The following is a 23058-nucleotide window of genomic DNA, read 5'->3' on the forward strand; positions in this document are numbered from 1 at the left end:
GATTAAAAACCTGTCAGGTCTGTTAAACAAAAATCCGACTTTTCCCGACTTTTATTCAAAAATTGAATTTGGAGATTGCCGAAAGAAAAAACCCGACCAAAACCCGACTTTTATTCAATTTATAATTAACTATAAATAATTGATAGAGATGCTCTATAAAACGATTTTATACATTATACATTCTACTTTATACTTAATACAAAATCAGGCTCTTGGATGTGATTGTTTATAAACCTTCTTCAGTTTTTCAGGAGAAATGTGAGTATAAACCTGTGTTGTGGAAAGTGACTCATGACCTAGCAAGTCCTTAACTGCCCGAATATCTGCTCCCTTATCTAATAAGTGAGAAGCAAATGTATGGCGGAGAATATGAGGAGATTTTTTTTTGAGTTCAGTTATGCCTTCAAGTGATTTTTTTGTAATGCGATTGACCTGCATTGGATATAACTTGGTGCCGTTAGAACTAAGAAATAAAATATCCGAGTTGCCTTCTGCAGGAACAGGTCTGATTTTCAGATATTTGTTAATGCTTTGCTCTGCATTTTTTCCGAACGGAACGATTCGTTCTTTAGAGCCTTTGCCGAAAACTTTAATCGTTTTATTAGCGAAGTTAATATTGCTGGTTTTGAGATTTATTAATTCTGAAAGACGGATACCGGTGGAATAAAATAATTCCATTATAGCTGCATCCAGAGGTTTCCTGTCTTCAGTTTGTTCGGGCTCAAAAAGTTTTTCCGCTTCTGATTCAGTAAGATAAGAAGGAAGTTTTTTATCAAGCTTGGGGAATATCAGAGTCGCGGCAGTGTTCTTCTTTATATATTTTTTCTTTGCAAGATATTTGAAGAAGGATTTCAGCAATGAGATTTTTCTTGAGATGCTTCGGTTTGAATAATCTTCATCGAATAAATCAGCTACGAATGATTTTAAAATAGGAAGCTCAATATCATTTAAATCAAATTCATTTTTTCCGAATGTAAGCGTAAGGAAATTTTCAAACTGCTTTAAATCATTTTCATAGGAGGTAATAGTATGCGGTGAGTAATTTAAGCTTACTTTAAGATAACTGAGATATTCCTGTATGTACTTATTAAAGTTCATCCGGCACAATTTGTTTAGCGGGTTTTTTAATACCTCTTAAACTTTTAATATCATTTAATGTAATTATCTTAAAAGCAAAAATTAAAACAAAAAATAGTACTATATAAAGAATTTTAAAATACCACTCGTGGAGAAACGTTCCTGCAGTAAAGGAATAAATAATAAACGTAGCTATAGTGGAAAAGAAAATCAGATATATTTTACTGAACTCGTAATCAACTTTGTAGAACTTTTTTGTAATCATATATATGCCAATCATCATTGCAAGGTAACTGAAAAGCGTTGCATAAGCAGCGCCGGTAATTCCGAATTTAGGTATGAGAGCAAAGTTTACAATTATGTTCATTGCTGCGCCAATGCCGGTAATAAGCGGGAGATATTTTGTTTTTTTCTCTATGTAAATCCCCGCCATGAGATTTATATATATACCATAGAATAAATATCCGGCAAGAACAATGGGAACAATGTATAATCCCGACCAGTATGCTTTACCCAACAGATATCCTTTAAACGGTAAAGGAATTTTTACAATGTTCTCTATATAAAAACTGAAGAATAAAAATAACACGCATGCAGCAAAAATAAAGAGTGTCATTATCTTTGAAAATATCTGTTTTGCATTTGGCTCTTTAGCAGTTTGTAAAAAGAACGGTCTCCATGCAAATTCATATATCGAGCAGAAAAGCATCATCAGAATTCCCATACGGTAATTTGCCTGATAAATACCCACAGTTTGTTCATTGGTAAGATATCGAAGGATTGGTCTGTCAATCACCTGCACTAAATTCGCTCCTATACCTGCGGGAATAAGAGGAATAGAAAATTTAAGAATCTCTTTATAAAGCTGTTTGTTGAATCTGAAAGTTAAATTTTTGAATATAAGAGGAAGAAAGATTATAAAAGTTACGCCCGATGCAATTGCATTAGCTAAAAAAATTGCCTCAATTCCCCAGCGAAAAACTAAGAGGAAAAGTATATTAAGACTCACATTAATAGTTATGCTTAATACCTTTAATGTACCGAAGACTTTTGCTCTACGTCTTAATCTCAGGTAAGCAAATGGAATCAAGACGGCAGCATCAAAGAATAAAATCAGCGCAGAGTATCTTAATAATATCGGCGCGCGTTCAGGCGCTAACTGAAAAAGCGGAGCAAGATTTACAGGGAAAATGAAAAGTACAGCACTGAGAATGAATGAGTTTATAAAAATTGAAAAGTATGGTAAGGAGAAATTATCTTTCTTATCACCTATTTCGAGTGTTGATGCAAATTTAAAGTAGCCTGATTCAAATCCTATAGAAAAAAATACATTAAGAATTGCGATGTAAGCAAAAAGATTTGCCTGAATTCCGAACTCAGAAGGAGAAAAAATATTGGTGTAAAGCGGGACTAAAATAAATGCAAGAAATCTTTGAATGACAGTACTTGTGCCGTAAATGAGCGTGTCTTTGGATAAAGATTTAATTTTGTCTCGCATTGTAAATCAAAAATACTTAATTACAAAATCTTATGAAATGATAATCATATAAAAAAAGCCGCATCGAAATGAATCGATAGCGGCTTTAAAAAAATAACTGTATTAAGATTACTTCTTAGGAATAATCTCAATCAAAGCAGAAGTAACTGTTCTGTCTTTGCTGTCCAGTAGAAATACTCTGTATATACCGGATTTGTCGAAACTTAAATCTTCGCCTTCAAAGTATATGTAACTCATATCAGGACTTACTGTGTAAGGGAATTTTTTGTAGTAATCAAATTTGCCGGTATTCATATTTAATTTATCAAATTGAATGTGGCAATCGCTTAAACCTAATGCGTAACTGCATTTAACCATTACTGTTAAATACCCTGTTGTGAATCTGTCGCTGATATCGATTTCACCTGATGAACCGTAGCTTGAACAGAAATACATTACAGGACCGTTTTGAGCATAAGATTTGTGGCTGGCTCCAAATAAGATTACGATAGCCACCATGCAGAAAAATAGTTTAAGTTTTGACATTTATTACCTTTCGTTTTGGTTTATGAAAAAATTATTTATTTAATTCACTTGTTTAAAAAAAGTTCCCGAGAAAATTTTTATTTTGTAACTTCAACTTCGCCGCTGCAAATTGGTGTTCCGTCAATTTTTTGCATGGTTACTTTATATGTACCGGGTGAAGTGAATTTTAATCTCTTTTTATCCTGGAAATATGTGTAATCCCAGTTTGCCTGTACATCAAATGGAACTGTATCAATTATTTTTTCGCTGATTTTATCGCCATCGGCATCTTTTATTTTTGTCATTCTTAATTCAACTTTGCCTACTCCTAATGGTTTATCTGTTCTAACCATTACTGTAAGCCATCCGGTTGTAAATCTGTCGCTAACTCCGATTTCTTTTCCGTTTTTGTAGTCTTCGCAGAAATAAAGTTTGCTGCCGGCAGTTTCTTCTTTTTCAGTTGTGGATTCTTTTTTTGTTTCTTCTTTAGTTGTTTCTTTTTTAGTCGTTTCTTCTTTTTTATCTGTTTTCTCTTTTTCTTTATCTGCCATTTCTTTCACTTTACTGCAGGCAGTTAAAAGTGTGAAACTTACAACAATTGCCAGAACAAATTTTAAGTTGTAGAAAGTATTTTTCATATAAAAAGATTTAGGTTGAATATTGATGTAAAATAAGCTTATAACGACTGATTTTCAAGACAGAAGTCATTTTTTATTGTTTTCAGTTTATGAAGTCAAGAGATATATCCAATGATTTAGATGAATGAGTTAAAGCCCCTGCAGATATAAAATCTATGCCTTTAATTTTTGAATAGTTAGAAATTGTTTCTAAATTTATACCGCCGGAGATTTCAATTTTGAATTCTCCTTTAATAATTTTTACAGCTTCCTTAACATCGTTAAGATTGAAGTTATCAAGCAGGATTATATCAACTATTCCTTTGCCAAGTGTGCAGACAATCATAAGCTCAAAGAGATTTTTCACTTCAATCTCTATCTTAAAGTTCTTTTTAACAGAAGTGAGTCTGTTAAGAGTATTTTCAATTCCACCATTTGCTTCAATGTGATTATCTTTAATTAGCATCATATCATAAAGACCGATTCTGTGATTTGTACCTCCGCCGATTTTCACAGCAAGCTTTTCAAACAAACGGAAGTTAGGTGTGGTTTTTCTTGTATCAAGAATTCTGACCCGGGGATTGTTCAAATTTTGAATGAACCTGTTTGTCAGAGTAGATATGCCGCTCATTCTTTGTAGAATATTTAAGGCAGTTCGCTCACCTTTTAATAAAGTTCGTGTGCTTCCTGAAATTTCACCAAGTACGGTTCCTTTTTTTAACTTGTCACCATCTTTTACGAAGAACTTTACCTTGGTATTTTTATCAAGTAAATCAAAAACAAGCTTGAATATTTTTAAACCTGAAATTATACCTTCTTCCTTCAAAAGAATTTTAGCTGTCGAAACATTTTTAGCAGGTATAAGATTATCAGTTGTAATATCACCGGTACCGATATCTTCCTTCAGCGTCATTTTTATCAGACGTGAAGCTTCGTTCATATCAAAATTGTTATAGTAATTCATTAAGCTTTTTTTGATTCGTTTGTAATATTTTGTTCTTCTGGTATAAGATTAGGAATTCCGTTTGTTACTTTATATTTCACTGCGCACCTTGTGCATTCCCAATAATCCTGCTTATTGATGAGTGGTGATTTATCAACCGGGCATACAATATTCTCTACAATCTTTTCCATTATTTATTAATATGAGATTTTACGAGTTCGACAAATTTTTCAGGCGGCCTTGTAGGTCGGATAGTTTTTAAATTTATAAAACCAAGTATAGTATATCCTTTTGCAATAAGTCGTTCTTCTACAAAAAGTTCGTAATGGATTTTCACTTTTACTCCGGGTACTTCATCCATAAATGCCTTTATTCTTACAACGTCATCATACTTTGCAGTGGAAATATATTTACAATATGATTCAACAACAGATAGTCCATATCCTTCTTTCTCAAGTTCAGTATATGCGTAGCCCATTTCACGCATAAGATTATTTCTGCCCGCTTCAAAAAATTCAAAGTAGCGCACGTTGTTCATTATTCCCATTACATCTGTCTGGGCATAAAGTACTCGTAATGTTGTTTCTGCTGATACCATAGTTCTTTCTTTAATCTTTAAAAATTTTTCCTGGATTCATAATTCCATTAGGGTCAAATACTTTTTTAATATCTTTCATAAGATTCAATTCATTTTCCTTGATTGCTATATCAAGATAGTTTTTCTGTGAGTAACCTATTCCGTGTTCACCTGAGATTGTACCGCCAAGTGCAACAGTGAGTTCAAATATTTTTCTTATTGCAGGGTCAATATTTTTTTCCCAGGTTTCGTTATCGGTTTTGTCTTTTAAAATATTTACGTGCACGTTGCCATCCCCTGCATGTCCGTAACAGATTGAAGTGATTTCATATTCAGAGCAGATTTCTTTTACACCTTTTATAAGTGCAGGTATGTTTGCGCGTGGAACTACTGTATCCTCTTCTTTGTAAACAGAAATTGATTTTACTGCTTCGCCAATGCATCTTCTAAGTGCCCAGAGCTCCGCCATCTTATTCTGATCTTCAGCCAATACAATGTCAAATGCGCCGCAGTTTGTAACTACCTCTGCTATCTTTTCAATATCCTTATCTAAAGTCTCTTCGTAGTTGCCGTCAACTTCGATTAACAGCTGCGCTTCAGCATGTGAGTTTGGAAACTCTTTTCCTAACTGTCTTCTTGCTGCATCAATTGCAGAGCGTTCCATCATTTCAAGAGCTGAAGGAGTAATGCCCGACTGAAAAATTTTTGCAACAGATGAGGCACATTCATTTATTGAGTTATAAGCAACAAGAATCACTTTCTTTTTAGATGGCAGCGGAAGAAGCTTGAAATATATCTTAGTAATAATTCCAAGGGTGCCTTCACTGCCGATTATTAGCTGTGTAAGATTATAACCTGTGGAATTTTTTAATACACGGGCACCGGTATTAATAATTTCACCTGAGGCAGTGACAAATTCCAATCCTAATACGTAGTCCTTAGTTATTCCATATTTTACCGCCTTAGGTCCGCCCGAGCTTTCAGCTAAATTTCCGCCTAGAAAACAGCTCCCTCTTGAAGCAGGGTCGGGTGGATAGAACAAATTTCTTTTTTCGCACTCTTCCTGGAAAACTTGCGTGATTACTCCCGGCTCTACAACTGCCTGAAAATTTTCTTCGTCTATCTCAATTATTTTTTTAAATCTTTCCATTGATAAACATATGCCTCCGAAGATTGGAAGTGCACCACCGGAAAGTCCTGTTCCGCCCCCTCTCGGCACAACGGGAATTTTATAATCATTTGCTAGTTTAAGAACAGTTGAAATTTCTTCAGCCGAACCGGGTTTAACTATAACTTCAGGCGGAAAGGAAAAATCTTCTGTATAATCGTGAGAGTAATTCTGAATGGAATCAGCATCGATAAATACCCATTCTTTCCCTGTGATGGATTCTAATTTTGAAATAATTTCAGGTGTGACTTTATTAAACATTTTGAAAAATACCTAAATAAAAAGAAAATTTTAGGTTAAAAATACCTTCATATAATTTGTTAAATGGGTTTTAATTTACATTTCAGTGAAGTAATTTCAGTAAAATTTTAAAGGTGTCTAACAAAAAACTCTTTTATATAATTTTCGCCGTAGTATTTGCTGCGAATATTTTTAATACAAATATAACTGCTTGGGATTCCCGCTGGACTATACATACTGCATACAGTATGATATATGAACGCAATATTGATTTAGATGAATATTCTAACGTTATACAGAAACATGAAAATTACGGTATCTGGAAAAACACTGAGCACGTTTATAATTACTTTCCAATCGGAGTTTCTATCCTTGCATTGCCTTTTGTATTTGTAGGAGAATATGTGTTTGAGCTTTTGCTGATAATAAATCCTGATATAAAAACACATCTTCAGGAAAAAGGATTCACATTAATAAATGTTACAAATTATTATTATGTTGTTGAGTATTTTATTGCTTCTTTAATTGTAGCATTGTGCGCCTGCTTTTGTTTTCTTATTGCGAGAAGATTTATCAACGTTAAGCATGCAATGATTCTTACTTTTATTTTTGCCTTCTGTACTTCATTATGGTCAGTTGCAGGCAGAGCATTATGGATGCATGGTCCGCTGATGTTATTTTTGCTTATAACAATTTATTATCTCACTTCAGAAAAATTAAGTGTTAAAAGAGTAATAGAGCTTGGTATAATGCTCTCTTTTACTTTTATTATAAGGCCAACGGGTCTCATTTTTTACTTTGCCATTTTATTATATTTTATACTTACCAACAAAAAGTTTGCGGTTATATATCTGGTATCAGGTTTGGCAGTATTCGCAGGATTTTTTATTCTTAATTATTCTATTTACGGAACTATATTCTCTCCATATTATCAATACTATGTAAACATTTTATCTGATGCAGGACACCCGAATTTTTTTGAAGCATTTGCAGGCAATATGTTCAGCCCCGGTAAAGGGTTATTAATTTTTACTCCAGTGTTAATCTTTTCTGCCATTGGTATCTATATTAAAATTAAAATGAAATCTTTTAACAAACTTGATTTCATATTACTTACAATTTTTATTTTATATTACATTTCAATATCATTGGTAACTAAATGGTGGGATGGCTGGTCCTTTGGGCCAAGGTATATCTCCGATGTATTGCCTATTTTAATATATTTCATAATTCCTTACTTTAGCTATCCTGAGTTTTTTAAAAACCGTAAAGCAATGGATATACTTCTTGCCGTGCTTATAACTATAAGCTTTTTAATTCATACCAGGGGAGCGCTTGATGTGAAAGTGTGGATTGAATGGAACGGTAAACCGAATGATATAGATACTCACCCGGAAAGAATGTGGGATTGGAAAGACCCGCCGTTTCTCCGTTAATATTAATTGTAAACTGATTCCAATATCTTTATATAGTCTTCTCTGCCTATGGGTTTCACAAGATAGTCTTTTACAAACGGAAATAATTTCACCTGCTGCTTATCAATCAAACTAATTGAAGAAGATAGAATATAAAAACAGATTTTCTTGGGAAGATTAATTTTAAGATTAGAATACTCCTTTAAAAACTGCCATCCATCCATAAACGGCATCTGTATATCAAGAAAAATTACATCAGGAATTTCTTCAGGGGTGTTCGAATTTTTTATCACGTATTCCAATAACTCCTGGCCATTTTCAAACTGAAAAAGTCTGTCTATAATGTTTAAAGATTTTAAAACCTTTGCTGTTATAAATTGGAACACTTTGTCATCATCAACTAGACCTACAAATACGGTTTTACCGTTAATCATTATTAATAAACTTAAAATTTAATTGTAAAAATTGTTCCGGCTCCTTCAGTACTTTCAATTTCAATAGTGCCGCCAAAAGTTTCAATCTGATTCTTAGTCATAAATAATCCCACTCCCTTACTGTCATATCCCGGGTGAAAAACTTTATGAAGTTTAAAAACCTGATTGCCGTATTTCTGAAGATTAATGCCAAGTCCGTTATCCTTAACTTCTAAACATGTATCTCCGCTGTCGTTTTTATATGTAGATATTTTAATTTGGGGAGGTACTTCAGGATTTCTATACTTTATAGAATTATTAATCAAATTGAATAATATACTCTCGAGATAAATATTGGGATAAAAAATTTCATTTATTTCGAGGTCAAGAATTATTTTCGCATCACTGACTTTTATAATCCCGTGCAACTGGTTTTTAATCTTTTCTATTATTTTATTTAAATCACATTTTTCGAACTCAATATTTTTATTCATTCTTACTTCTATTATATCCATTAAATCTGCTAATGTCTGAAGAAGCTGTTCAGAGCTTTCATTAAGATAATTAATGTATTCCTTTTTTTCTTCTTCATCAGTTGAATCATTATATTCATTTAAAAGAATTTTGATGTTTCCTGCAGGTCCTCTTATATTGTGAGCAACAATTCTGTTAAACTCTTCCAGCTGTCGTATCTTCTGGTTTAAATCCAGTGTAGTGGTTACAAGCTGCTTATTTTTGTTTTCTAAATCCACTATAAGCTTTTTCGATTCCGATATATCCTGTATCTGAGAGATAAAAAATCTTGGAGAACCGTCTATATTCCAAACTAAAGAAACTGTCAGTAAAGCCCAAACATAGTTTTTATTTTTATGAAGATATCTTTTCTCCATTTGATATGAATCAATTTCTTTGTTTAACATCTTACGAACAAATTCCATGTCCTTATCGAGATCATCGGGATGTGTTATTTCCTGAAACGTAAAACTACTAAGTTCCTCCACAGTATAACCCAGCATATCACACAATGCGTCATTTACTTCAATCCATTTTCCTTCAATTGAAACTAACGCTTTACCGATACCTGAATGTTTAAAAGCTTTTGAAAATTTTTGATTGCTTAGATTAATTTCTCCTTCCCTATCTTTAATGGATTGTATATCTGCCTGAGTCCCTACAATTCTTGACGGCTTGCCATCTTCAGACCATTCTGTAATAGTTCCTCTTGCAAGTATCCATTTATAACTGCCGTCTTTGCATCTCAATCTTATTTCTGAAAGATAGCTGTCTGATTTCCCCTCAAGATATTCCTGAATACAATCATGTGCATATTTCAAATCATCGGGATGTATAATTTGCCTCCAGACATCTAAATCATTTGGAAGTTCACTCGGATCATATCCCAGCATTTCTCTGGTTTTATCGGAGTAGAAGACTTCGTTTGTCTGGGGATTCCAGTCCCATATTCCATCACCGGAAGCTTCCAATGCAAGTTTCCATCGTTGCTCAGTTTCCCTAATTTTACTTTCCATTTCTTTTTTTTCTGAGATGTCAGTAATAGTAAGAGAAACTATATCTTTCCTGCTGGAAATCGGACAAACTTTTGCTTCATACCAGACATTCTGTTTAGTCTCAAATGGATCTTCGCATTCGATATACTGTAAAGCCTGATTCTCAATAGCCTTGGCAATTGCTTCTAAAAATTTATCAGTGCATTTCTCCGGAAAAACGTCATTAAAGTTTTTCCCTGTAAGTTCATTTGTATTCTTGAAAGGTAAGTTCTTATACGAACTCCAGGCATTTAAAATTTTCCCGTTCTTGTTTACCTCAATAACAACATCTTCTAAAGAAGAAACCAGCAGATCAAGTTCTTTTTTGGATTGTTCAATTTTTTTGTTAAGTTCTATTATTTCACTGACATCATAAAAGGTAACGAATACGAGTCTTTGATTCTGGTCGATAAAGATTTGTGAATTCACTGAGAGCCAGACAATAGATTTATCGCGGCGTTCAACACCCATAATTATATTTTTGCACGGATTACCTGTCTTATTTGTAATAACAGCAGGGTGCTCCTCAGGTGTGTATTGAATACCATTCTCTTTGATAGCTTTCCAGACAGGGTCATAAGAAGTTTTACCAAGTAAATGCTCTTTTGTTAGCCCAAGAAGAATTTCAGTTTTGCGGTTAAATAGGATAATTGAATTTTTTTCGTCGTGGATAACAACAGCTTCATTGATTGTATTTATGATCTCTTTTAACAGATCAATGTTATCTAAATTATTCACTGTTGATAGTATCTTTGGATGTTCGTGAAGATATATATAAAACCCGATTCTAAAAATGTAAATAAAATTTGGAACTAATTTTCTTATAATGAGTTAACACCATAATGCCAAACTAAGGCATTTTAAGTTTATTTTATATTAACTAAATTCAAACCAAATTAAACCAAACTCTCACATGAAAAAATTACTTCTTCTGTTAGTAGTTGCTGCAGGATTTTCATTCTTCAGCCCAAAAAATTCTTCAGCTCAGGCTTTAACTTTTGATGTTATCAACAATACTGGCGTAACTCTTGTTGATGTATATGTAACACCTGCTGAAACAGCAAATTGGGGAAATGATATCCTTCCAAATGACCTGTTTGAAAACGGTTCAACAGTAACAGTTAATATTCCTGCTGATTACGGCACAACATGTATGTTCGATATGAAAATAACGGACGGTGCAGGCGGACATATTACTTTCACAGGTATTGATGCTTGTAAATTAATTACATTACAAATCAATGGCGACGGCACATATTCATATGTAGCCACGAAGTAGTTTTTATCCCATTCAGTTTTACAAAAAAGGCGGAGAATATCCGCCTTTTTTGTTTGTACTAAATTTATTCTCTGATTACAATTTTCTGAATCCTCTTTCTAAATCCTTTATTATATCTTCATGATTCTCAATCCCTACAGCAAGTCTTATTAACGATTCAGAAATTCCGGTAGCAGCAAGCTGTTTCTGAGTATAAAATGGTTTCCATTGGGCAGCAGGAAGCGTTACAACGGTTTCAACTCCACCTAAACTCACTGCAAGTTTACATAATTTCAGAACTTCAACAAATTGCACAGCTTTTTTATATGTACAGTCCAGTTCAAAACTGAAACAGCCCCCGAATCCTCTCATTTGTGAAGCCGCAAGTCCATATTGCGCGTGAGATATTAATCCCGGATGATAAACCTTTTTTACTTTTAAATGCTCCTCTAAATATTGTGCAATCAGTAATGCATTTTCATTCTGCTTCTTTACTCTCATTGGTAAAGTTTTGATACTTCTTAACAATAAAGATGCATCATGTGGAGCGAGAACATGACCAACAACGTGGCCGTAATCCCAGCACTTATAAATAAATTCTTTTGAACCGCATACAACACCAGCTAAAACATCACTGTGGCCGCCAAGGTATTTTGTTGCGCTGTGAATTATAACATCAATTCCAAAATCTGCGGGATTTTGATTTATGGGAGAAGCAAATGTATTATCTATTAACGAAATTATTTTTTTCTTTTTACATAATCTTCCTATGAATTCTAAATCAGTAATTTTCATCAATGGATTTGAAGGGGTCTCGACATAAATCAGTTTTGTACTTTTCCTAACTGCTTTTTCAAATGCTTTATTATCAGTCTGGTCAACAAATGTAGTTGTAATTCCGAATGCAGGAAGAACATCTCTCAGATATTTTATTGTTGTTGCGTATAAATTACTTTGCGCAACAATATGATCCCCCGATTTCAACGTACAAGCTATTGCAGAGCTGATGGCAGCCATGCCTGAACCGAAGGCAACTGAATCTTCCGTCTTCTCTAAATCCGCACAAACTCTTGAGAGCTGCTTCAAAGTAGGTGTAGCATAGCGGGCATAAAACCCAAGAGGTCTATCCTCAACAGAGATTTTAGCCATTGTCAGCAAATCTTTGGTCTTATAGTTAACAGATTGCCAAACAGGCGGGACGACTGCTCCGGTAACATTAAATTCATCACCTGAATGAATTACAACTGTATCAAGATTTTTCATTTTGAATAAATATTAAAAATTTAGATTTTGCATTTCCTGAAAGATTACAGCTTCTACTAAAATATCTTTAATTATTTTTGGTTTTATTTCTTTTGAGTTAAAATACTGAATCCATCCTACTACTTTACATGTTCCACATCTTATTATATCAAACTTCTTTTTTAAAATCACACCCTGACTTATTCCAAACATAACACCTCCGCTTAAACCACTTCTTGGTATTGAAGTCGGCCATATAAAACAGACTCTTTTCTTCAAATAATAATAAGGAACTCCGTATGCAAATTTTTCTTCAAAGGAAGGATTTATCGATAGGACAATTTCACGCAACTGAATCGTCATTTTCTTTTCCTCTTCGGGAAGTGCGTCAATGAAAACATCAATTGCTTTATTCATAAAAAAAGCCATCCGGATTTTATCAGGATGGCTTTTAAATTATTACAAAAATTAATTAAAAGAAATTTATTTCTTTTCTGCTTTTAATTTTATTTCGATTTCTTTTTCAGATTTGTTTCTCAGGATTTTTAATTTAAGAGTGTCACCAACTCTCAAATCATTCACTACTGATAATATATCCTGTTCATTTCTAATAGGTTCACCATTTGCATTTGTAATTACGTCTTCAGTCTTCAATCCTGCATCATCTGCAGCACCGCCTTTGGCAACCTGGTTAACTATAACACCTTTGGTATCTTCAAGGTTATAGTATTTTGCAATTCTTTCATCAATTGCTTGTATATTAAATCCAACATTGAAATTTCTGTCGATTTTACCGTTGGCTTTTAAATCTTCCATAATTTTTCTTACTCGATTTATGGAAATGGCAAAACCAACACCTATACTTCCGTTGTTTCCATTACCGCCGGTATAAATAATAGTGTTCATTCCAATCACCTCACCGTCCACGTTAACTAACGGTCCGCCTGAGTTACCTGCATTAATTGATGCATCTGTCTGAATCATATTAATATATGAACGTCTGCCGTCTGCGGCGACTTTCATATTTGTAGCGCTTATAACTCCGACTGTAACAGTTGGCTTATCATTGATTTCAAATAATCCGAAAGGATTTCCAAGAGCGATTGCCCACTCACCGATTATTACATCATCTGAATTTCCTAACGGAAGATAAGGAAGATTTCCTTTATCTATTTTTAATAATGCTACGTCAGTATTCGGATCAGAACCGATTAACTTAGCTGAAACAGTTTCACCGGTTGTTAAAGTGACAGATATTTTCGTTGCATTCCCTGCTACGTGGTCATTGGTTAAAATATATCCATCCTGAGAAATTATGTATCCTGAACCAAGGCCTCTTACAATTTGCTTTTGAGGTCCCTGCTGTCCCCTGTCTCCGAAAAACTGTCTGAAGAAAGGGTCGTTTCCCCAAAAATTCGCAAACGGGTCTTGTATCTCTCTTACTTCTTCAACATTAATACCAACGATGCATGGAGATACTTTAGCCACTGCGCGCGTTATCGCAGTCTGACGTGATTCACTGATTTTCTGATTGTCCTGTCTTTCAGTATTGGAAACTAATCTCACGTTTTTATCGGGATTGTTTCCGGAAAAGAAAATTTTTCCAAGGATTACTCCGCTGGAAAGAACCAGTATTGCTATTGAGGAGATTAAAAATATTTTTGATTTAGACATTGTATTAAGAGCTGGGCTTGTTAATGTATTACTTTGCATTCTTCTTTTTAATTAATAAATATTTTTAATGTACGTATTACTTCTTCAAATGTTTTTTAACTTTGCGGATTATTTCATGTCGGTCAATTTTATATTTGCTCATTAATTGTTCCATAGTTCCGCTCTCGCCGAACGTATCATTAACTGCTACATAATCCATTTGTGTAGGTCTGCGAAGTGATAGAACTTCAGCAACTGCGCTGTAAAGTCCGCAATGTTTCTGGTGGTCTTCGCAAGTAATAATCAAACCTGTTTCTTCTGCGCATTTTAAAATAGTATCTTCATCAATTGGTTTTATTGTGTGCATATTTACAACTCTTGCGCTGATGCCTTCTTTTTTCAATTCATTGGATGCAATTATTGCTTCCCAGACTAATAATCCGTTTGCTATTAATGTAACATCAGAACCATCTATTAAAGTGTCCGCTTTTCCGAATTCAAACGGAGCATTAGCATCTGTATAGTTAGCCGTCTTATCTCTATAAAATCTTATGTAGAAAGGTTTATCATACTTAGCGCATTCTAAAACGGCTCTGTATGTTTGATTATAATCGCAAGGTGTTACTACTGTCATGTGCGGAAGTATTCTCATAATACCGACATCTTCCAGAGACTGATGTGTTGCGCCGTCGGGACCTACGGAAATACCGCAGTGCGATGCGCAAATTTTCACATTCATCTGGCTGTATGCAATGGATTGTCTAATCTGGTCGAATGGTCTGCCTGTAGCAAACTCACCGTATGTGGATGCAAAAGGAATTTTGCCGGTAAGCGCTAAGCCTGCTGCTACTCCCATCATATCCTGTTCGGCTATACCGACAGAAAAGAATCTGTCAGGGAATGCATCACGAAAAATATTAGTTTTAACTGAGCCCGAAACATCGCCCCCAAGGACTACTACATTAGGATTCTCTTTGCCGAGAACCATTAAAGCATCTGCAAAACCCTGTCTTGTTTCTTTCAATTCAGGATTATCAATGTTAAAAGACATTTTTATATGATTCAAATATTAATAAAATACAAAAATACTTTAATAATAACTGCATTTCAAATCAAATAAAAATGCCTTATATCACCTTCTTACCTTGTAAGCGTACCAGAATGAGAAAACAAGAAGACCGACAAAAATTACTCCGAAAATTATTAACTGTATTCTCGTTTTAAGTCTGTCTTTTTTTCTTTGGATTCTTTCCATTTCGAGATCGTCATTGACGAAATCACCCTTTGAGGGGTCCCAATTTTTATAAATATTTATGCTCATAGTTTTAATACGATAATTTTTTCTAAATAGATTAATTTTTAATTAAATTTTAATTTAACTAAAAATAAAATTCACCTTTACTTTGTATAATTACAAATTTTATTTCCCGGAAGCGGGAATAGATTACGACCCGGATTTAGTAATCTGCTAAAACCCAGTAAGGATTGGAATAGTTTATTGGGAGTTGGTATTTAAAGAACCATAAACATACAAAAATACATATAATTTTTTAATTTTCAAACAATATTAAGCGTTAAAGAATGAATTTTATATATACTGATGACTTTTCCATTTTTCTTCTTGAGTATATTAACAAAAATATCAGCTTAAATACTCCCGATAGTGTAAATTTTTTTCAAATTTTCGTTTTACTGGTATGCTCATTCTTATTGAGTGTACTTTTTATTAAACTGTATAATCGCCAAGTTAATTTTAAACATTATAATCCTTCGGAATATGATGCCAGGCTCAGAAAGTTTGGCGGTCTGCTATATTTACTTCTACCAATATTGGTTTTTGATCTTATAAGAAATTTATATCAATTATGTTCGTTTGGATATTTGTATACGGATAAAGCTCATTTCTTTTTAACTGAAATAAATGATACTTTTTTACGAAATTGGTGGAGTATTATTATTTATTTTATCGTATTCACCGGAAGTTTTAAAGTTGTTTTCTCTTTTTTTAATTTATTCTTTTTTATAAATAGAAAGCGCCTCTTTAAATTTCTTATGCTCTATTATATACCGTTGAGTGTTATTTTTTACGGAATAAAATATTTTTTAATCACTCAGGTAGTAGAACCTAACCATGTAATAATCTATACAGTGTTTACACAATGGAGTGAATCAATTTATGCTTCAGTAATAATTTTCTTTTATATATTGCTTTCAAGAAGAATTAACGGAGCTTTTTCAAAATAATTTTCAAAGATTTAAATGGATAACAAAGTAAGATTAACACAAATGGTCACTTCTGCCGGATGCGCAGCAAAAATATTTCCTCACATTTTATCAGATGCTTTAAAGGGAATCAACTGGCCGACCAATGAAAATGTAATAGTGGGATTTGAAGGAAAAGATGATGCGGGTGTTTACAAAATAAATGATGAACTTGCGCTGATACATACCACGGATTTTTTTACTCCGGTAGTGGATGATCCCTATACCTATGGTCAGATTGCGGCTACTAATGCATTAAGCGATGTTTATGCAATGGGCGGAACTCCCATAAACGCACTCAATATACTTGCTTTCCCACAGAAAGAAGACATCAGCATTATTAAAGAAATTCTATCAGGCGGTGCTGATAAAGTCAGAGAAGCCAACTGTGTAATTATCGGCGGGCATTCAGTTGATATCACAAATATTTTATACGGCTTAGCAGTTACAGGGACTATAAATCCGAAAGATATTAAAGGTAACGATGGTGCAAAAAAAGGTGATGTGCTTATATTAACAAAAGGATTAGGTACAGGAGTTTTAAATAATATGGTTAAGTTTTCTGAATTAAGTCCGGAAATTTACAAGGGCCTAATTTCTTCAATGACTCGATTGAACAGAAATGCTTCCGAATGTATGGTTCGAGCAAATGCAAATGCATGTACTGATGTTACCGGATTTGGTTTTGCCGGGCATGCAATGCAGCTTGCAAAAGCTAGCAATGTGAAACTTGTAATAGATGCAAATAAACTTCCTGTTTTAGATGGAGCAATAAATGCCGTTGAAAATAGTTTTCTTACACGCGGAGATAAATCCAACAGAGAATACACTAAAGATTTTTATTCGACTAAAGGAACAGTTAATAAAACTATCGAGCATCTGATTTTTGACCCTCAGACATCAGGAGGACTATTAATTTCTGTTCCCGAAAAAAATTCCGAAGCATTACTCATTGATTTAAAGAACAATGGAGATGAAAAAACTGCAATTATAGGTTATGTGGATAAACGAGAAGAATATCCTGCAGGTACTTTTATTTTAGAATATTGAGAATAGAAAAAATGATTCCCGAAATACGAACAGATAAAGAGTTATTTGAATTTATTCAGAATGCTAGAATTGATGAAAGTATTTCATTAAAAGATATTTTCTCAAAATACTTATTTGAGCAGATTAATATAGATGACCTGCTTAAAAAAATTAGAAGCGAAAACACTTTATTAATCGATGCAAGAAGTGAAAAAGAATTTAACGAATCTTCCCTGCCCTTTGCAAAAAACTTTCCTGTATTAAATAATCTCGAAAGACATAACGTAGGTTTGCTTTATAGAAAATATTCGCAGTCTGCGGCAGTCTGGCTGGCAACAGAGTATGCAAATCCAAAATCAGTTTCTTTACAAAAATTTCTAACTGATAATGAAGCAAACAAAAAAGATGTAATTGTTTTTTGCTGGAGAGGCGGCGGACGAAGCAAGTATCTTTCAAAAATGATTTCCGATTTGGGATACAATGTAAAGTTTTTATCCGGTGGACAGAAAGCTTACAGAAAAAGAGTAAATGATTTTTTTTCAAATCAAAATCAAAAATACAATCTACTCGAGTTGCGAGGGATGACTGGTTCAGGCAAAACAGAACTCCTGAATGCTTTAAAAAATGATTTACCTGTAATAGACCTTGAATTCGCTGCAAAACACTATTCAAGTTTATTCGGAAATATTCCGTATGATATAAATAATTTTCCGCGCGTTAAAAATCAAAGCGCTTTTGAAAATTCATTGTTTGAACAATTCGCAAAATATGATTTAGAGAGTCCCCCTTTATTTTTAATAGAGAGTGAAAGTAAACGCGTCGGTGATTTTGAAATCCCTGCACCTTTATATAGAGCGATTGAAGAGACGCCATGTATCCAGATAAATTCAAGCTTTGAAAATAGAATAAGGCGTATTGTAAAAGATTATTTCGGTGAAGATAATAGGGGGTTAGAACCAATGAAAAAAATATTCGCAGACCGTGAAAAATTTTTCAAGGCGCAGTTAAGCACAGAAGTTTACGGAAGATTATTGGACTATTTAGAAAAGGGTGAAGTAAGTAAATTTACCGACGAAATGATGGAGAAATATTATGATAAACGTTACAAAGTTAAACCAAAAGAGCCCATTGCCGAGATAAGCTCTGATAATATCAGAGAAGCAAAATCACAAGTAATTGAAATTTATAAAAAATTATAAAAGTTTAATTGGATTTATTTACAATAGTATTAACAGTCTTAGGTCTTTGTTTATTTGAAATAATAAGCAGCGTTGATAATGCAATTATAAATGCAGAAGTATTATCAACAATGTCCGAGAAAGCCCGGAAGTGGTTTCTGTTCTGGGGACTCCTATTCGCAGTTTTTCTTGTGCGCGGGTTGCTTCCTCTTGTAATAATTTACTTTACTGTTCCGAACTTAAGTCTTGGCGGCGCAATAACTGCAGCCTTCAGCAGTGACCCGCAGGTTCATAAAGCCATTGATGATGCTTCCCCTGTTTTACTTATTGGCGGTGGTACATTTCTTGTCTTTTTATTTTTATACTGGCTCTTTCAGGAAGAAAAGCATTACGCATTTAAAATTGAAAAATTCTTTGCTAAACATGGAATCTGGTTTTATGCAATAGCTTCTATTATTTTATCAGGGCTGATCTGGTTTTCTGTTAAGCTGAATCCTGTAATGGCTTTCGGAGCAGCAATGGGTGCTTCGGCATTTTTCCTCACCTCGGGATTCAAGACAAACGCCGAAGAACAGGAAAAGAAATTAATGAAAAGAGGTATGTCTGATATAAGCAAAATAATTTATCTTGAGCTGATTGATGCAACATTTTCTATTGACGGAGTTTTAGGTGCATTTGCTTTCACATTATCAGTACCATTGATTTTAGTAGGAAACGGATTGGGAGCATTAGTGCTGAGACAGTTAACTGTCGGCAACATTGACAGGATAAAACAATATTTATATCTGAAAAACGGCGCATTATATTCCGTATTTTTCCTTGGAATAATAATGATAATAGACAGCTTCAGATTACATATTCCCGAATGGGTTTCTCCTGCTATTACATTTTTAATTGTTGGCTATTTTTTCTACAGGTCGAGGAAAGAAATTAATCGTAAAGAAAGATTACAAAGTAAAAAAGGGGCTTAAAGCCTTTTTTTTTTAAAAAAAAGTTTGCAATTTATTTTATTAAGACCATCCGCTTGTTAGCCACAAAATTATTAAAACCGGATACAGCAGTTAAAGAATAGAAATAAACTCCGCTTGCAAAATTTGAAGCATTGAATTTTATTGTGTTATATCCTGCCTTAACATCAGCGTTTAATAATTCAGCAACCAATCTTCCTGTCACATCAAAAATATTTAATGTCACTCGGGAGTCCACAGGTAAATCAAAATTAATTGTAGTTGAGGAATTAAAAGGATTCGGATAATTTTGCTGTAAAGCAAAGATGTTAGGAATTCCTATATAAACGTCATTTGCTAAATTGTAATATTTAAAGTTGCCATTGAAATCAATTTGTCTTAATCTATACTTATATTTCCCTGTTGCAACATTTTTTTCTTCGTAAGAATAATTATTAATTTGATTTGAAGTTCCGTTTCCATTTACGAATGTAAGAACTTGCCAATTTAAATTATCTAAAGATTTTTGAACCTCAAACCCTTTATTGTTAATTTCGCTTACTGTACTCCAGTTTAATCTTATATCATTCCTATTCACACTTGCATTGAAATTACTCAACTCAACAGGTAACGGTGAATCACTTTGAAGAGATACTTTGAAAGTCCCTTTAGAAGGATCATTAGTGGTAATATCAAGTGTTGCATTTTCAACATTATCTGATGTACTCTCATTTTTTCCTGGTGGTTTTGCTAATGGATTACACTGCACTCGAAATAATCCACTATCGTTTGGGGCAATTGCTCCAGGCAACGAGGAAAGCAAGCTATACTTGCCTGCATATGTACCTGAAAATAAAGCTGCAGATACTGTTAAGTTTGAGGTGCCTTTATTCTTGAGATAAAAATTTAATGTATCCAATGAACTTGTCGATGTGAAATATAAAATTGAATCAGCCGGATTATCTAACTTTGCACATGCGCTTAATGTACCTGAGGTTTTATATAGCGTAATGAAAATACTATCAGCAGTTCCTGAATAAATATCATAATTGTTATAGTACAAAATATTCCAGTTTCCTCCTGCGTCTAATCCATTATATCCTCTGAATAAATATTCAGGTTTATAAAACCCGTTTGTAAAAGGATCAGTTCCTTCACTCCAGAATTGCGAAGCTGAATCCACCGAAGTTGCATTTGTTATTCCGGTTGTAAAATTAAAAGGACCGTTATTTGCAAATATACATTTTCTGTTGAAAGATGAATTGGAGTTCGGGTTAACGAGAATAAGCTTATAAACAAGATTTGCCTGATGTCTTATGTACATTCTCACCTTCGTTTTTAAAATTTTAAAAGACGAAAATGTGACATTGGATGATGTTGCAGTCCCCGTTGAAGGAAGAGAAAAACTTGAGACTTTTTGGGTCTCACTTTGGATATTTCCGATTGCATAATAACAAAGATTTGTTGTATCAGGTGCATGGCTCGGAAATAAAGCAGTATTGCCATGGCTGTCTTTCGCTTTTATGTAGTATTGCACTTGTGTCTCCCATCCTAACCCGGGAATTTGAAAATAATAATCATCTCCTATTTCAGAATAAAAATAAACTGAATCGAATGAACTCCAACCTGCATTGTTTTTATTTGTTCTATAAAATATCCGTGGTCTATATACTGAAGTGTCAATGGGAGTTCCGTCAGTTTCGACTATTTCCGCAGTGAACGTAGTAGGATAAGTTGACGAACCTGATTCCACCGGGAGGTGCCCGATAGACGGAGGAGTTACATCTGCCCCTGCAGCTAATCTTACTGAATTATATGCATTCACTCTTCCATATGACATATAATCACTCCACAAACCGTAAGTTTTTTTGAGATCATATTCAACATTATCAATTTTATCACATCCTCTCAGCAGGCTGCTAATAACATCTTCTCTTGTTTGAGAAGTATTAATAGATAATATCAGAGCAGCTACACCTGCAGCATTGGCGCATGAAGCTGAAGTCCCTCCGAAAATCATACTGTAATTCCCGGCAGTCCCGTTTGAATCATTATCTCCTCCGGTACTTTGAATATCTACGGTCGGCACTATTGTTGGCGCAACACAGTCGACATCACCGTTTATATCAGAGCCGTAATTACCCCCAAGTCTGAATTGATTACCGGTTCCCGGTGCTTTCTTTTGGTCATAAGGAGTAGATGAGCCAACACTTACAACGTTATCCAGATAAGAAGGATAAGACGGCGCATTTCTTCCATCATTTCCGGAAGCAAAAAGTATTATGCATCCAAGTCCGCCCCTTCCGCTTGTTGCGCAACTGTTTATAGCTGTAGTTAATGTGGCATTAACGTTTGCTTCCCAGCTGCAGCTTATTATTGAAATGCCTGCGGTTCGCGCACTGTCGAATGCTCTTGATTGTATTACAGTAGAAGTTGAACCTGTACTTGTAAATATTTTATATGATCTCAATCTGCACCCTCCTGCTATTCCTGCAACTCCCAGATTGTTATTTGTTACAGCACCTATTATTCCGGCACAGTTTGTACCATGTCCGAATGAAATTGAGTCATAAGGAACTCCATAAGTATTTGTCACTGCGTCATAGCCTGTTAAAACATTTGCAGTTAAATCCGGGTGAGTTGAATCAATTCCTGTATCAAATACCCCTATTTCAACTGTTGCAGAACCCAAAGTGTAATCCCATGCCTGTGTAAGGTTCATATCGCTCCCGGCCAACCCGTTAAAACTTGCAACGTCTCCATTTGAAGAAGAACTGCTTTTAACAGTCTGCCCGGTATTAAGCAGATTCCATTGTCCGCCGAACCGTGTATCATTCGGAGTGTAACACAATGTTTCGCAATCAGGATAAATAAAATTAGGCTCACAGTATTCAAATAATCCTGAATGCAAATATTCATCACAAATCTGAATAGATGATTTTGTAATTCCGTTAATTGTTTTTAAGTAGAAACAATTTTGATTTCCTATATTGCCGATTGTGATTACTCCGTATCTCTCGTTCAATAAATCCAGTTTATATTTATCTGCGCCATTTTTAAGTTTCACAATAAATTCATCTGCACAAACAATTGTAAATCTTCTTGTTTCACTGTAATAAGCCGGTGTAACCAGTTTCACCAAATCACTTCTGTATGAAAGTTTAGCTATATCACTTCTTTGAATATAATCACCTTCACCCTGTTTATAATTTATTACATAAATATTATCTATAGATTGTTTTAGTTCACTACCTGCTGAGATAACATTTTTCAATTCATTTTCAACAGATTTTTTTGATTTACCGTATTGATTTAAAACAACAACAAGCTTATCGTTCCGCTCTTTTAAATCAATTTTCCGACCCTGATAATAGTAAGAGTTGAAAGCAAATGAATAGTTATAACTTAATACAAAAAATAAAACGAGTAAATAGGATTTCATAATCTGTTTGTTTAATTATGAATAGATGAAATATAAAGGGAATAGGTA

Annotated in this window: 22 protein-coding genes; 6 read left to right on the forward strand and 16 right to left on the reverse strand. The window is 34.0% G+C overall.

Features of this window, described 5'->3' with window-relative positions; translation table 11 throughout:
• Positions 1-204: 204 nt before the first annotated feature.
• The 8 genes from JST55_10045 to JST55_10080 all read right to left on the reverse strand — a co-directional run bounded on the left by JST55_10045 (position 205) and on the right by JST55_10080 (position 6645).
• Positions 205-1098 carry a tyrosine recombinase XerC gene (locus tag JST55_10045; protein MBS1493844.1) on the reverse strand — a complete coding sequence of 298 codons (894 nt, stop codon included), beginning with the start codon at positions 1096-1098 and terminating at the stop codon, positions 205-207.
• Positions 1088-2575: an oligosaccharide flippase family protein gene (locus JST55_10050; GenBank protein ID MBS1493845.1), complete on the reverse strand. Its 1488-nt coding sequence runs from the start codon at positions 2573-2575 to the stop codon at positions 1088-1090. The genes JST55_10045 and JST55_10050 overlap by 11 nt, the downstream gene beginning before the upstream one ends.
• Before the next feature lie 108 nt (positions 2576-2683).
• Positions 2684-3100 carry a hypothetical protein gene (locus JST55_10055; GenBank protein ID MBS1493846.1) on the reverse strand — a complete coding sequence of 139 codons (417 nt, stop codon included), beginning with the start codon at positions 3098-3100 and terminating at the stop codon, positions 2684-2686.
• Positions 3101-3177: 77 nt separating this feature from the next.
• Entirely contained in the window at positions 3178-3717 is a 540-nt protein-coding gene (locus JST55_10060; GenBank protein ID MBS1493847.1) for a hypothetical protein, read from the reverse strand.
• A gap of 82 nt (positions 3718-3799) precedes the next feature.
• Positions 3800-4636: a carboxylating nicotinate-nucleotide diphosphorylase gene (nadC, locus tag JST55_10065; protein ID MBS1493848.1), complete on the reverse strand. Its 837-nt coding sequence runs from the start codon at positions 4634-4636 to the stop codon at positions 3800-3802.
• Positions 4637-4659: 23 nt separating this feature from the next.
• Complete coding sequence (locus tag JST55_10070) at positions 4660-4830, reverse strand: Trm112 family protein (GenBank protein ID MBS1493849.1); 171 nt, start codon at positions 4828-4830, stop codon at positions 4660-4662.
• Entirely contained in the window at positions 4830-5237 is a 408-nt protein-coding gene (locus JST55_10075; GenBank protein ID MBS1493850.1) for an acyl-CoA thioesterase, read from the reverse strand. Before JST55_10075 ends, JST55_10070 begins: the two co-directional genes overlap by 1 nt.
• A gap of 10 nt (positions 5238-5247) precedes the next feature.
• A complete protein-coding gene (locus tag JST55_10080) occupies positions 5248-6645 on the reverse strand; it encodes an FAD-binding protein (GenBank protein ID MBS1493851.1) in 1398 nt (465 codons plus the stop codon).
• Between the two features lie 113 nt (positions 6646-6758).
• On the opposite strand from JST55_10080, the gene JST55_10085 reads away from it, so the two are divergent.
• Positions 6759-8060 (forward strand): hypothetical protein, encoded by a 1302-nt coding sequence (locus tag JST55_10085; protein MBS1493852.1) that lies wholly within the window; start codon positions 6759-6761, stop codon positions 8058-8060.
• Positions 8061-8062: 2 nt separating this feature from the next.
• On the opposite strand, the gene JST55_10090 is transcribed toward JST55_10085, so the two are convergent.
• Positions 8063-8473: a response regulator gene (locus JST55_10090; protein ID MBS1493853.1), complete on the reverse strand. Its 411-nt coding sequence runs from the start codon at positions 8471-8473 to the stop codon at positions 8063-8065.
• Between the two features lie 11 nt (positions 8474-8484).
• Entirely contained in the window at positions 8485-10737 is a 2253-nt protein-coding gene (locus JST55_10095; protein ID MBS1493854.1) for a PAS domain S-box protein, read from the reverse strand.
• A 175-nt stretch (positions 10738-10912) separates the two neighbouring features.
• Between JST55_10095 and JST55_10100 the strand changes: the two genes are divergently transcribed.
• Positions 10913-11278: a hypothetical protein gene (locus JST55_10100; protein ID MBS1493855.1), complete on the forward strand. Its 366-nt coding sequence runs from the start codon at positions 10913-10915 to the stop codon at positions 11276-11278.
• A 75-nt stretch (positions 11279-11353) separates the two neighbouring features.
• Here the strand turns inward: JST55_10100 and JST55_10105 are convergent, their stop codons facing one another.
• The 5 genes from JST55_10105 to JST55_10125 all read right to left on the reverse strand — a co-directional run bounded on the left by JST55_10105 (position 11354) and on the right by JST55_10125 (position 15473).
• On the reverse strand, positions 11354-12520 hold the full coding sequence (locus JST55_10105) for an aminotransferase class I/II-fold pyridoxal phosphate-dependent enzyme (GenBank protein ID MBS1493856.1): 1167 nt from the start codon (positions 12518-12520) through the stop codon (positions 11354-11356).
• A 12-nt stretch (positions 12521-12532) separates the two neighbouring features.
• Positions 12533-12916, reverse strand: coding sequence for a hypothetical protein (locus tag JST55_10110; protein ID MBS1493857.1), 384 nt, complete (start codon positions 12914-12916; stop codon positions 12533-12535).
• Between the two features lie 66 nt (positions 12917-12982).
• Positions 12983-14173, reverse strand: coding sequence for a trypsin-like peptidase domain-containing protein (locus tag JST55_10115; GenBank protein MBS1493858.1), 1191 nt, complete (start codon positions 14171-14173; stop codon positions 12983-12985).
• A 76-nt stretch (positions 14174-14249) separates the two neighbouring features.
• Positions 14250-15203 (reverse strand): transketolase family protein, encoded by a 954-nt coding sequence (locus JST55_10120; protein MBS1493859.1) that lies wholly within the window; start codon positions 15201-15203, stop codon positions 14250-14252.
• Positions 15204-15284: 81 nt separating this feature from the next.
• Positions 15285-15473, reverse strand: coding sequence for a hypothetical protein (locus JST55_10125; protein MBS1493860.1), 189 nt, complete (start codon positions 15471-15473; stop codon positions 15285-15287).
• A 260-nt stretch (positions 15474-15733) separates the two neighbouring features.
• On the opposite strand from JST55_10125, the gene JST55_10130 reads away from it, so the two are divergent.
• Genes JST55_10130 through JST55_10145 form a run of 4 tightly spaced genes read left to right on the forward strand, consistent with a single transcriptional unit; the run spans position 15734 to position 19592 of the window.
• The gene (locus JST55_10130; protein ID MBS1493861.1) at positions 15734-16396 is read left to right on the forward strand and encodes a DUF2569 family protein; all 663 of its coding nucleotides are present in this window, start codon (positions 15734-15736) and stop codon (positions 16394-16396) included.
• 15 nt (positions 16397-16411) lie between these two features.
• Positions 16412-17464: a selenide, water dikinase SelD gene (gene selD / locus JST55_10135; protein MBS1493862.1), complete on the forward strand. Its 1053-nt coding sequence runs from the start codon at positions 16412-16414 to the stop codon at positions 17462-17464.
• Positions 17465-17475: 11 nt separating this feature from the next.
• Positions 17476-18642, forward strand: a complete 1167-nt coding sequence (gene mnmH, locus JST55_10140; GenBank protein ID MBS1493863.1) for a tRNA 2-selenouridine(34) synthase MnmH — start codon at positions 17476-17478, stop codon at positions 18640-18642.
• An 8-nt stretch (positions 18643-18650) separates the two neighbouring features.
• The gene (locus tag JST55_10145) at positions 18651-19592 is read left to right on the forward strand and encodes a DUF475 domain-containing protein (protein MBS1493864.1); all 942 of its coding nucleotides are present in this window, start codon (positions 18651-18653) and stop codon (positions 19590-19592) included.
• A gap of 31 nt (positions 19593-19623) precedes the next feature.
• Here the strand turns inward: JST55_10145 and JST55_10150 are convergent, their stop codons facing one another.
• Positions 19624-23010: a S8 family serine peptidase gene (locus JST55_10150; protein MBS1493865.1), complete on the reverse strand. Its 3387-nt coding sequence runs from the start codon at positions 23008-23010 to the stop codon at positions 19624-19626.
• Positions 23011-23058 lie beyond the last annotated feature (48 nt).

This window comes from Bacteroidota bacterium (genome assembly GCA_018266835.1).
Taxonomy (GTDB): domain Bacteria; phylum Bacteroidota; class Ignavibacteria; order Tepidaquicellales; family Tepidaquicellaceae; genus JAFDZO01.

Bases quoted from the DNA above. Each gene is read 5' to 3' on its own strand.
- mnmH (MBS1493863.1), top strand. From the start codon at position 17,476: ATGATTCCCGAAATACGAACAGATAAAGAGTTATTTGAATTTATTCAG.
- JST55_10130 (MBS1493861.1), top strand. From the start codon at position 15,734: ATGAATTTTATATATACTGATGACTTTTCCATTTTTCTTCTTGAGTAT.
- JST55_10150 (MBS1493865.1), bottom strand. From the start codon at position 23,010: ATGAAATCCTATTTACTCGTTTTATTTTTTGTATTAAGTTATAACTAT.
- JST55_10105 (MBS1493856.1), bottom strand. From the start codon at position 12,520: ATGAAAAATCTTGATACAGTTGTAATTCATTCAGGTGATGAATTTAAT.
- JST55_10060 (MBS1493847.1), bottom strand. From the start codon at position 3,717: ATGAAAAATACTTTCTACAACTTAAAATTTGTTCTGGCAATTGTTGTA.
- selD (MBS1493862.1), top strand. From the start codon at position 16,412: ATGGATAACAAAGTAAGATTAACACAAATGGTCACTTCTGCCGGATGC.
- JST55_10125 (MBS1493860.1), bottom strand. From the start codon at position 15,473: ATGAGCATAAATATTTATAAAAATTGGGACCCCTCAAAGGGTGATTTC.
- JST55_10070 (MBS1493849.1), bottom strand. From the start codon at position 4,830: ATGGAAAAGATTGTAGAGAATATTGTATGCCCGGTTGATAAATCACCA.
- JST55_10110 (MBS1493857.1), bottom strand. From the start codon at position 12,916: ATGAATAAAGCAATTGATGTTTTCATTGACGCACTTCCCGAAGAGGAA.
- JST55_10120 (MBS1493859.1), bottom strand. From the start codon at position 15,203: ATGTCTTTTAACATTGATAATCCTGAATTGAAAGAAACAAGACAGGGT.
- JST55_10115 (MBS1493858.1), bottom strand. From the start codon at position 14,173: ATGTCTAAATCAAAAATATTTTTAATCTCCTCAATAGCAATACTGGTT.
- nadC (MBS1493848.1), bottom strand. From the start codon at position 4,636: ATGAACGAAGCTTCACGTCTGATAAAAATGACGCTGAAGGAAGATATC.
- JST55_10090 (MBS1493853.1), bottom strand. From the start codon at position 8,473: ATGATTAACGGTAAAACCGTATTTGTAGGTCTAGTTGATGATGACAAA.
- JST55_10050 (MBS1493845.1), bottom strand. From the start codon at position 2,575: ATGCGAGACAAAATTAAATCTTTATCCAAAGACACGCTCATTTACGGC.
- JST55_10055 (MBS1493846.1), bottom strand. From the start codon at position 3,100: ATGTCAAAACTTAAACTATTTTTCTGCATGGTGGCTATCGTAATCTTA.
- JST55_10045 (MBS1493844.1), bottom strand. From the start codon at position 1,098: ATGAACTTTAATAAGTACATACAGGAATATCTCAGTTATCTTAAAGTA.
- JST55_10075 (MBS1493850.1), bottom strand. From the start codon at position 5,237: ATGGTATCAGCAGAAACAACATTACGAGTACTTTATGCCCAGACAGAT.
- JST55_10100 (MBS1493855.1), top strand. From the start codon at position 10,913: ATGAAAAAATTACTTCTTCTGTTAGTAGTTGCTGCAGGATTTTCATTC.
- JST55_10080 (MBS1493851.1), bottom strand. From the start codon at position 6,645: ATGTTTAATAAAGTCACACCTGAAATTATTTCAAAATTAGAATCCATC.